This is a genomic window from Chloroflexota bacterium (genome assembly GCA_014360905.1).
Taxonomy (GTDB): Bacteria; Chloroflexota; Anaerolineae; order UBA2200; family UBA2200; genus JACIWX01.
Map to the genome: position 1 here is coordinate 1 of JACIWW010000044.1, position 10,975 is coordinate 10,975.

Consider the following 10,975-nt stretch of genomic DNA (forward strand, 5'->3'; position numbering starts at 1 on the left):
CAGTGGCGCTGATGCTCTTGGTTTCTTGATAGGTCTGCAGCAGCAGTTTTCTTGCCTGAAAGCGGTTCATAGCGTATACTTCCCTGTAGGCCAGATCGGCCATAGGCGGTGCTCCTCCTGGTGCAGTTGTTTCCACAATTCTTTTACCACAGGAGCACCCCCTTTTGTCAAAATCGCCTGTACCACCTGGTAACGATCTGTTGGCGCAAGCGCATATGTAATTTGACAGGCCAGGGTTCTTCTGCTAGAATTTGTTAGCTGATTGAGGCCATACCGACACATCTTTTTGACCGCTATCATACGTACAAGGAGGTGATGCCCGTGATAGAGAGTTTTGAACCTAGGGGCATCACCGGAGGTGGTGCGCTCTAATCAGCACCGCAGGTGCCGGTGTATGCCTCAAGCATGAAGGGCCTCTGCAATGCAGAGGCCCTTTGTGCTAAATCCACACCAGGAGGGGAATATGCGCAAGATCCTGATTCGAAATGCTGATGTCATTACCCTGAATGAAAATAGCGATGTCCTGTATCGTACCAATATTGCCATCGCGGATGGAAAAATACAGGCTATAGGTGCTGTTCCTCCTGATTTTGAAGCGGATGAGGCTATCGAAGCCAGTGACCATGTGGTCATGCCCGGCTTTTTCAATGCCCATACTCATGCGTCAATGACCTTCGAGCGAGGGTGGGCCGACGACTTGCCCTTTGAGCGCTGGCTGAACGAGCGCATTTGGGTAGCGGAATCAACACTGACGGCAGAGGATGTGCGCTGGGGGGCATATCTAGCGGCCGCCGAAATGATACGCGCTGGCACGGTAGGATTTGCCGATCATTATTTCTTCATGGACGAAGTGGCGCAGGTTGCGGAGGAAGCGGGATTGCGCGCCAACTTAGCTTGGTGCGTGTTCGGAATGGGAGCGCAGACAGAAATCGGGCGAGGACTCGAAGAGAGCATTGAATTCGTGCAACGCTGGCAGGGAGCGGCAGGAGGCCGCATCCGGACAGTCCTGGGGCCGCATTCTCCCTATGCCTGTCCGCCTGACTTCTTGGCCACAGTTGCTGAGAAAGCGGCCAAACTTGGCGTGGGCATCCACATTCACCTGTCAGAGTTCCGCGAGCAGCTGGAGAGTTCCCTGGTTAGGTATGGGGTAACGCCGGTCAAGTTCCTCGAGCAAAGGGGCATTCTGGACCACCCTACCATAGCAGCACACTGCATCTACCTCACGCCCGAGGACATGGACATTCTGGGGGTCAAACAAGTGAACGTTATACAGTGCCCGATCACGCACATGAAGCTTGGCATGGGTGTGACGCCAGTCCCAGAATTGTTGGCCAGAGAGGTAAATGTGGCACTTGGAACCGATGGGCCGGCCTCGAACAACGGTCTCGATATGTTAGAGGAAGCCCGATTGGCCACGCTAATACAGAAAGATCATCACCTAGACCCAGTGATCTTGCCTGCTGAGCTGACCTTGCGCTTGGCAACTCAGAATGGTGCCAAGGCTCTAGGATTTCCCGAAAGCGGAGTGCTTGCCCCAGGGAGGCCAGCAGACCTCATTATCTTTGATTTTCGCAAGCCACACCTTCGCCCACGCCACAACTTGCTATCGAACATTATCTATTCAGCCAAATCCGCTGACATCAGCCACGTCATCGTGGCTGGGCGTATCCTACTGAAAGATGGGGTATTGACCACGCTGGATGAGGAGCGCATCCTGTACGAAGCGGAACAACGCGCGTTTCGCATGGTCAAGCAGGATATGCACATCGTACGCGCCTATGACCTGGGGTTGAGAAAATAAAGGCAAAGCGATGAAATCGCTACTTCTCAGGATGGCGCACGCAATCTGGGATAGTGAAGCAAAAAGTGCTACCTTTGCCTACCTCGCTCTCCACCCAAATGCGGCCTCCATGTAACTCGACCAGGTTCTTGGTAAGGGCTAAACCAATGCCAATCCCGCCATGTTCGCGGATCAGGGAGCTTTCCAATTGGTAGAATGGTTTGAAAATCCATTCCCACTCCTCCTTGGGGATGCCAATGCCGGTGTCTTGAACAGCAATCTTTAGTGCAGAGTCATCCGCCTCAGCTGTGACCCTGATTTGCCCATCCTTTGGTGTAAATTTGATAGCGTTGTTGATCAAGTTCTTCAATACGACCTTGAGCTTGGCTTCGTCTACATAGATGTTTGGGAAATCATCCGCGATCATTATGAGCACAGATTGCTTTTTGCTGGCAGCCAGTGGCCCAAGTTCTCTCAAAATTTCGCGGAGGAGCGTAGGCAGAGATATTTCTGTGCGTATCAGTTCTGCCTGGCCTGCTTCCAAGAATTTCAGATCGGTGATGTCGCTTGTCAGCGCATTTAACTGATTTGCAGCCCGGGCAATGCCATTGAGATAGGGATGCCCTTTAGGAACCTCCTTTTCCAGCAAGGACATATAAGCTACGATCTCGGCGAGAGGAGTGCGCAATTCATGAGCAACGAGGTTGATGAACTCGCTCTTCAGGTGGTCCAAGGCAGATAACTTGTCATAAGCATTGCGGAGACGAGTGAAAAGGCGCGCATTTTGAATAGCAGTGCCTGCCTGGCTAGCAAGTACGGACAAAAGCTCCACATCGCTGCGCGAAAAGGCTGCCCCGATTCCCTCTTTTCCCAATCCTAGGATGCCGATGGTGTCCTTTTGGACGATCAGAGGCAGGGCGACAGCAGCCGTTATTTCTTCAGCTGCCCTTCCTCTTTCGTTGGCAAAGAAAGGCTCCCGGTTCAATTCCGCCTGCCAGATAATGGCCTGTCCACTTTGCATGGCTCGCTGCATGATTGGTTTGCTGATCCTGAGCTCTTGAGTAGGAGCCTCCGGATGCTTGTTTCGAATTGCAGCTGCTACCTCCCATTTTTCACTACTTTCATCCTGTAGCATCAGCACTGCCAGCTTTGTAGCCGTTTCTTGCACCGCTACTTGCAAGACCTGTTGCAGCAATGCGTCCAGATCGGTGACTGCCATGAAAGCCTGGCTCAGTTGAAAGAGAGGAATCAGGGCTTTTAAGCGTGCATTCTCTCTCTCCAACCTTTTCTTCTCTAAGGCTCTAGAGATGGCTGCACGAAGTTCGGTGATAGAGAACGGTTTGAGCAGGAAATCTTCCATGCCCAGTTTCAACGCCTCAATGGCTGTTTCCACAGAGCCATATCCGGTGATGACCACGCCGACGATATCCGGTCGGAGTTGTTGTATGATGCGGTAAGTCTGCAAGCCACTCATGCCTGGCATTTTGATGTCCGTAAGTAGGAGATCAAAATCTTGCTTTTGGACTATCTGGATGGCTTCCACACCGTTGCTGACGCCAGAGACTTGGTAGCCCTCCATAGCCAGCGCGCGGGTGCACATGTCCAGTATGTCAGGCTCATCTTCCACAATCAATATGCGTTCGTCCGGCATGATGCGTCCTTTTCTACCTCATCTCCTAGTCTGTTCATGTGCAATGGGAATTGTCAATGCTATTATAACGATGCCAGATATTTTTTCAAAAATTGCAGTTCATTGGCTTCTGTTTGGATAACTGCTTATCTGGGTTTATAATGGGGTACGGATTCGCGAGATGACCATGCTCTGCTTGTGGATTAGGTTGATTCCCACACATAGGCACTACGAAGCGCCAATACAACAAGGAGGTTGATAGGATGACAAGCTTGATGCCCGAACCCTATCGCATCAAAGTGGTTGAGCCCATTCGATTGACGACGCGTGAGGAACGCGAGGCACTCCTGGCCGCTGCTGGCTACAACATCTTCTTTATCAAGAGCGAGGACGTGTACATTGATCTGTTGACCGATAGTGGCACAGCCGCGATGAGCGATGCCCAGTGGGCAGGATTGATGATTGGCGATGAGGCCTACGCATCTTGCCGCAACTATTATAGCCTGAAAGATGCTGTGGAACGCATCTTTGGCTTTCGCTATTTCATGCCTACCCACCAAGGGCGGGCTGCAGAAAAGGTGCTCTTTGCAGCCATGGTCAAGCCAGGAGACTATGTGCCCAGCAACACCCATTTCGACACTACTCGCGCGAACATCGAAGCAGTGGGTGGACATGCGGTAGATTTGCCAATTCCAGAGGGGCTTGTGCCCACCAGCAGGCACCCCTTTAAGGGGAATATGGATATTGACAAGCTGCAACATTTGATCCACGAGGTGGGAGTGCAGAAAATACCCTTGGCTATGTTGACCATCACCAATAATTCTGGCGGGGGACAGCCTGTTTCCCTGGCGAATATACGAGCGGTCAAAGAGGTGCTATCGCAGTATGGCATCCCGTTGTTCATTGATGCCTGTCGCTATGCGGAAAATGTGTACTTCATCAAACAGCGCGAAGCGGGCTACACCGATAAGACTACTTTAGAGATTGCTCGTGAGATATTCTCCTACGCCGATGGTTGCACGATGAGCGCCAAGAAAGACGGCTTGGCCAATATTGGCGGCTTCTTGGCCATGAACGACGAGCATCTTTTCCAGAAAGCAAGCCAATTGCTAATCCTCTGGGAGGGCTTTATCACCTATGGGGGACTGGCTGGACGCGACTTGGAAGCCATTGCCCGTGGGTTATGGGAGGCGTTGGACGAAAGGTATCTAGAGCACCGCGTTGGACAGGTGCGCTACCTGGCGGAGCGCTTGTTGGAACAAGATGTCCCTATTCTAGAGCCACCAGGAGGGCATGCCGTCTACCTGGATGCACGCCGTTTTTTGCCGCACATTCCCCAGGCACAGTTGCCTGGCCAGGCGTTGGTTGCTCATCTCTACCTGGAAGGAGGTATCCGCGCGGTTGAAATTGGCAGCGTGATGTTTGCGCATAAGGACGAGGCAACAGGCGAATGGCGCTATCCAGAATTGGAGCTGGTACGTTTGGCCATTCCGCGGCGAGTCTATACCCAGACTCATCTCGACTATGTGGCCAATATCATCATCGAATTGTATCGCAAACGGGACCAAATCCATGGCATGCGTTACACCTACGAGCCACCCTTCCTGCGTCACTTTACCGCGCGGTTCGAGTTTGTGTAGGCGTGGATAAACGAGGCGGGACGTACGCGTTGCTGCTGGAAATCGAACAAGAGACTGAAATCACCATTGGCCGGCTGGGTACTTTTTCCTTCCCCGCCGGGCACTATATTTATGTGGGCAGTGCGCTGGGCGGCGGAGGAGTAAGAGCGCGGCTGGCACGTCACCAACGTCACGACAAGAAGCTACGCTGGCACATTGATTATTTCCTCGTTCACGCACGCATGCTGGATGTCCGGATAGACTTCTCAGGGGAACGGCTAGAATGTATCTGGGCACAGGCTTTGCTGGGCTTGCCTGGAACCCGGGTCATTGCGCCGCGCTTTGGTGCTTCTGATTGTGCCTGCTTATCACATCTGATTTATACCGGGGAAGACAATGCTCTCTCGTTGGCACTTGACTCAAGGTAAGTTGCTCTTCTTCATTCTCATCCTCTTCATCGGGCTAGCCACCTTTTACAGTGTAACCGTGCCGTTGTTTGAAGCCCCCGATGAAGTCTGGCACTATTTGTATGTGAAGCACATTGCGGATGGCAAGGGGTTGCCGGTTTACCAGGAAGGCGAGATACTGCCTATGCGTCAGGAAGCAAGCCAGCCCCCGCTTCTGTACTTACTATGTGGATGGGCTACAGCCTGGATTGATACCAGCGATGTGGATGCCATTGTGCAGTACAACCCTCATGCCGCGATGGGTACGGCAGCAGCGTGGGGAAATCGCAATGTGATCAGCCATACGTTCCGTGAGAATTTCCCCTATCATGGCACGGTATTGGCTGCACACTTGGCGCGGTTTCTCTGCGTGTTGATGGGCGCAGGTACCGTATGGTGTACCTATGCCATAGCCCATCGCCTATTCCCGCAGCCTTCATGGCTAGCTCCCGCGGCTGCAGCGCTGAATGCCTTCATCCCGCAGTTTCTCTTCATCCATGCCTCGATCAATAATGATGTGTTGGTTGCTTTGCTCTCAGCGCTAGGCCTGTGGCTATTGGTGTGCATCGTTCAGGATGGGCCCTCCCTTATTCGGCTTTCGGCGCTGGGCGCGGTGTTGGGACTGGCAGCACTGACCAAGCTGAATGGGCTTATCCTTTTGCCACTGTCGGCATTGGTGCTGGTGGTGCTGGCTTGGTGGCGTGGTGTCAGGTGGGCTTGGGTCCGCTGGAGTTTGTGGATCATAGTTGTAGCGACAGTGGTATGTGGCTGGTGGTATATGCGCAACTGGTTGCTTTACCGCGATCCCTTTGGATTGTACGTTATGTTTGCGGTGATGCCCGCACGCGTGCAGCGCCCCTCCATGTCTGAACTATTGCGGTTGTTCAACGGGGTGTTCAAGTCATTTTGGGGGGTGTTCGGGTGGTTTAACTTGGTCATGGAAGAAGGCATCTATGTTGCTTTTGCGCTTGGCACTATACTGGCTGCATTGGGCTTAGCCTGGTTTCTTTGCACGCAGTTGATGCGACGACTCTGGGGAGAAGTTGCTCGCGTAGCCCTGTTGTTGCTGTGGAGCGCGGCATTCCTGATTGGGCTGGTAGGGTGGAGTCAGGCAAGATATCCGCAGGGGCGCATGCTTTTCCCGGCTATGCCAGCAATCGCCACACTGTTGGTGTTTGGTCTGACCCAATGGTTGCCTAAGCGATATGCACAAGTATGGGTTGCCGTGTTATTGACTGTGCTTCTCTGTTTTGCGGTCATCATCCCCTACCGCTACATTGTGCCGGCTTATGCTCGAGCACCACTTTTGACCGAAGCAGAACGGGAGGCTATTCCCAATCCATTCGTCAGCGAGTTCGGGGAGCGGGTGCGTTTGTTAGGCTATGATCTATTGGAGCAAACGGTCAGGCCCGGGACAAGGTTGTGGGTTACCTTGTATTGGGAAGCGTTACAAAAGATGGATACAGATTACAGCGTTTTTGTCCATCTCGTAGATGATCGTGGCGTAATTCTCGCCCAGCGAGACACTTATCCTGGCGCAGGTACTGATCCCACCCGTGATTGGGAGGTGGGGCAGGCTAGACGCGATCTCTATCCTCTGGATGTACCTAGCACACTGCTAGCTCAGGGTCCTCTTCGCATCCGGGTGGGCTTGTACAATTATGCAACTAGACAGCGTTTACCGGTCCGCTCCTGGGAAGGCAGGGTGATTGATTTCATAGAATTGCCTGTAGAACTGGGACTGGAAGGAGGCTCTATTACCGAACTCGCTGAGTTATATCTTGAATTCGATGAGCTGATTGCATTGACGGGCTACCACGTGGAGCCCATTGTCGCTAGGCCAGGAGACACGCTGCAAGTGACTCTGCGCTGGCAGGCACTAAAGACGTTGGATACAGACTATACGGTATTTGTGCATCTGATGCGCACGGGCGCTCAGATTTGGGGACAGAACGATCATGTGCCACGCAATGAACAATCACCAACGTCTACCTGGGTCGCTGGTCAGGTAGTCACGGATTCGTTTGAATTGCGCATTTCTCCAGATGCGCCAGAGGATAACTATCAACTCATCGTAGGGCTTTACGAATCGGCTACGATCAGACGGCTAGCGTTGCCAAGTGGTGTGGATTTCGCAGTACTAGGTCAGATTGATGTAAGGAATAGGTAGCAGACCATAGACAAGGCCACGGGCAGTCAGTCACGATGGTACTAGGACGAAGTTGTAGGATTTCTCCGCTTAGCGGCTTCCCATTCGCTGTAGATGCACCCGCAATAGCGTTGTTGATACATGTCATGCTCGCGTGCCATTCGTCCGCGCACGCTCCAACCCCTGCGTAGGTTCTCGAAGTAGAACTGCACGCCATACTGGCTAGCCAACTCCTCACCGATGCTGCGTATCAGAGCTTGCTGTTGATAGGGACTGATGAAGAGGGTTGTCGTGAAAGCATCAAAGCCCTGTTGCTGAGCTATCTGAGCCGTCCGTTCCAAGCGCAGTTGGTAACAAATGGTGCAGCGCTCGCCAAAAGCCTCGTGCCCGGCGACAGCGCGAAAGTAGGCAGGCATATCGTATGCCTCCCAAACTATGGGCAGCTCAATCTCTGCGGCATAGGACTGCATGCACTCGCGCCGTCGTTCATGTTCCGCAAAGGGATGGATATTGGGATTGTACCACAAGCCGGTCAGGTCAAAGCCCTGTTCACGCAGGCGTTGGACAGAATAGGTGCTGCAGGGTGCGCAGCAGATATGCAACAGTAGGCGTTTGCCCTGACCAGGCTTCTGGTCTGGGGAAGCCTGGGGCGCTACTCGTAACGACACCGCATAGCACAACTGGATTGTAAAAGGCTCCTCGGCAATGAGTTTTGCCTTGCCTTGGGCTAGCAATTGCTGAGCTTTCTGGAGAGAGCAGGGCGATAAACGCTGACCGGTTGCATCAAGGACAATCGCTTGGGACATGGTCTCAAAGAAGGGGGGGCTGCGTAGGCTTCTGGACGTATGGCAACCCCAAATGTTCGTATGCACGTGGGGTGGCCAAGCGTCCCCTAGGCGTGCGTTCCAAGAAGCCTAGTTGCAACAAGTAAGGTTCACAGACATCCATAATCGTATCTGCTTCCTCGCTTAGGGATGCGGCAATCGTTTCCAGCCCTACCGGGCCGCCATCGAATTTCTCGATGATGGTGCGCAGGATCTTGCGGTCAATATCGTCCAAGCCCAATTTATCCACTTCGAGCAAATTCAGTGCCTGCAGGGCAACTTCTTCGGTAATGATGCCCTTCGCACGTACCTGCGCATAGTCCCGCACGCGCTTGAGCAGCCGGTTGGCTACACGGGGAGTGCCCCGTGCACGCTTGGCAATAGCCCGAATCCCGCCGTGGTCTATAGGGATGCCGAGGATGCGGGCTGAACGTTGCACAATTGCTTCCATGGCAGCGAGGTCATAGAAATCGAGTCGGTACACCACGCCAAAGCGGTCGCGCAGTGGTGAGGTCATCAAAGCAATGCGGGTTGTGGCACCAATGATAGTAAAAGGAGGCAGCTTCAAGCGAATGCTGCGTGCGCTGGGACCTTTGCCGATCACGATATCCAACGCAAAGTCTTCCATCGCTGGATACAGCACTTCTTCCACGGGATGTCCTAACCGGTGCACCTCGTCAATGAACAGGATGTCGCTCTTGCGCAAGTTGGTGAGGATCGCTGCCAGGTCTCCTGGGCGTTCGATCGCGGGGCCAGAGGTGATTTTAATATTTACCCCCATCTCGTTGGCGATGACATGTGCTAGCGTCGTTTTACCCAGGCCAGGTGGGCCATATAGCAAGACATGATCCAGTGACTCTCCCCGCCCTTTGGCTGCAGCGATGCAAATACTCAGATTTTCCTTAATTCTCTCCTGACCGATGTATTCGGAGAGTTGCCTAGGGCGTAGGCTAGAATCAAGAGCGTCCTCATTCTCATTTCGCTTTGGCGAGATAATGCGCTCGTCTCTCATCAGATTCCCCTCGGGTAGAAGGTAAGTGGATTATACCATAAGTGTAGAAGAGGCAAAAGCACCTGGGTGAGTATAATGAAAGGACAGAGAACGGAAGCATTAGCATTGCTCCCGTTCTCATATCTTGGTTAATGCCTAATCATACGAGAACCTTGTGACTAGATGTGCTCTATTCCAAGGCAGCTACGCTTTCCTGCCGTGAGGGTCCTTTGGCAGTAAAGGCTTTGGCTTGCTTGTCGTACACGGGTGTACACCAGTGCTTGTACTTTGGTATCTTACCGCGCACAATGTCGAAATATAAATCGCGTAGCCTCCTAGTGATCGGACCAATTCGTCCATCGCCTACCGGACGGTGATCAATGCTGGCGATGGCCGCGATTTGCACTCCAGTGCCGCACAGGAACGCTTCGTCGCACACATACAGCTCGGTACGGTCAATGGTGCGTTCTTTGACCGGGATGTGGAGTTCCTCACGCGCTAACTGAATAAGAGTTTGTCGGGTGATGCCTTCCAGGATGTCCGAGGTAATGGATGGAGTAATCAAGACTCCATTGCGCACCATGAAAAAGTTTTCTGCACTACCCTCCGAGACAGAACCGCCGCGGGTTAGTACGATTGCCTCATCGAAGCCGTTCATTTCTGCTTCGCTTTTACACAAGGCTGAGTTAACGTAGGCTCCGGTGCACTTGGCACGGGCAGGCAGCGAGGTATCATAGATGCGCCGCCAGGAGGAAACACAAACCTTGGCGCCCTCTTCCCTTTCGATGTATTTGCCAAAAGGCATAGCAAACATAGCGAAGGTATCAGCTACACCTTTTAGACGTACCCCAATGCCCTCTTGGGATTTGAAAGCTAGCGGCCGAATGTAGGTATCCTCTTTGAAGCCTTCTCGCCGTAATAGCTCGATCGTGATGTCACCCAGTTGCTCTACAGAATAGGGCAGGTCAATGAGCAGAATGCGGCAGGAGTTGTGCAATCGCTGGTAGTGCTCGGGCATGCGGAAAATATAGAGCTGTTCCTCTTCTTCGTTCCAATAAGCACGAATGCCCTCAAAACAGCCGGTACCGTAATTGAGGGCATGCGTCATGATGCTGATTTTGGCTTCCTCTATAGGGACGATTTTGCCGTCGAAGAAAGCATACTTGTTCTGCGCCAATTTTTCCCTCCTTTTCTCCCGTCATTGGGTTGATTCCAGGTGTGCAAAATACACCCTAGACTTCGTTGTCCGACAAAGGTTATCCATCACCAAATTGATTATACCACTCTATCCCAACTTGTCAAGAGCTAGTTGCACGGTGCTGGAGACATTATGCCCATTGCTCTCTAGATAGCCCAATACGGCCTTCCTGGCGGCTTCAGGGTTAATCTTGCGCAGTTCTTTGTAATCAACCTTGCCTGCCGGTGGGCAGGTACGGCGTCCAGTGTCCATATTGCTCCGGTTCTAAAGTGTTCAGATCCACTCCGGCCAATTCTAACACTTTCTGTACGTATTGAGAATATCCATACCCTAGAAAC

At 52.6% G+C, this 10,975-nt stretch carries 9 protein-coding genes; 4 read left to right on the plus strand and 5 right to left on the minus strand.

The genetic code is table 11. The annotated features are described in order from the left end of the window. Positions 1 to 463: 463 nt before the first annotated feature. Entirely contained in the window at positions 464 to 1,801 is a 1,338-nt protein-coding gene (locus H5T67_12525) for an amidohydrolase (GenBank protein MBC7246129.1), read from the plus strand. A 19-nt stretch (positions 1,802 to 1,820) separates the two neighbouring features. Here the strand turns inward: H5T67_12525 and H5T67_12530 are convergent, their stop codons facing one another. After that, on the minus strand, positions 1,821 to 3,431 hold the full coding sequence (locus tag H5T67_12530) for a response regulator (protein ID MBC7246130.1): 1,611 nt from the start codon (positions 3,429 to 3,431) through the stop codon (positions 1,821 to 1,823). Between the two features lie 242 nt (positions 3,432 to 3,673). Here H5T67_12530 and H5T67_12535 point away from each other — a divergent pair, with 242 nt between their 5' ends. The 3 genes from H5T67_12535 to H5T67_12545 are packed head-to-tail and all read left to right on the plus strand — an operon-like array spanning position 3,674 to position 7,645. Next, positions 3,674 to 5,050 carry a tryptophanase gene (locus H5T67_12535; protein ID MBC7246131.1) on the plus strand — a complete coding sequence of 459 codons (1,377 nt, stop codon included), beginning with the start codon at positions 3,674 to 3,676 and terminating at the stop codon, positions 5,048 to 5,050. Between the two features lie 2 nt (positions 5,051 to 5,052). Beyond that, positions 5,053 to 5,457, plus strand: a complete 405-nt coding sequence (locus H5T67_12540; GenBank protein MBC7246132.1) for a GIY-YIG nuclease family protein — start codon at positions 5,053 to 5,055, stop codon at positions 5,455 to 5,457. Further along, complete coding sequence (locus H5T67_12545) at positions 5,426 to 7,645, plus strand: hypothetical protein (GenBank protein MBC7246133.1); 2,220 nt, start codon at positions 5,426 to 5,428, stop codon at positions 7,643 to 7,645. Before H5T67_12540 ends, H5T67_12545 begins: the two co-directional genes overlap by 32 nt. Before the next feature lie 41 nt (positions 7,646 to 7,686). Here the strand turns inward: H5T67_12545 and H5T67_12550 are convergent, their stop codons facing one another. The 4 genes from H5T67_12550 to H5T67_12565 all read right to left on the minus strand — a co-directional run bounded on the left by H5T67_12550 (position 7,687) and on the right by H5T67_12565 (position 10,889). Next, a complete protein-coding gene (locus H5T67_12550; GenBank protein MBC7246134.1) occupies positions 7,687 to 8,430 on the minus strand; it encodes an epoxyqueuosine reductase QueH in 744 nt (247 codons plus the stop codon). A gap of 4 nt (positions 8,431 to 8,434) precedes the next feature. Further along, on the minus strand, positions 8,435 to 9,460 hold the full coding sequence (ruvB, locus tag H5T67_12555) for a Holliday junction branch migration DNA helicase RuvB (GenBank protein MBC7246135.1): 1,026 nt from the start codon (positions 9,458 to 9,460) through the stop codon (positions 8,435 to 8,437). Between the two features lie 169 nt (positions 9,461 to 9,629). Continuing rightward, the gene (locus H5T67_12560) at positions 9,630 to 10,616 is read right to left on the minus strand and encodes a branched-chain amino acid transaminase (GenBank protein ID MBC7246136.1); all 987 of its coding nucleotides are present in this window, start codon (positions 10,614 to 10,616) and stop codon (positions 9,630 to 9,632) included. Positions 10,617 to 10,724: 108 nt separating this feature from the next. Further along, positions 10,725 to 10,889 (minus strand): hypothetical protein, encoded by a 165-nt coding sequence (locus tag H5T67_12565; GenBank protein ID MBC7246137.1) that lies wholly within the window; start codon positions 10,887 to 10,889, stop codon positions 10,725 to 10,727. Between the last annotated feature and the right edge of the window lie 86 nt (positions 10,890 to 10,975).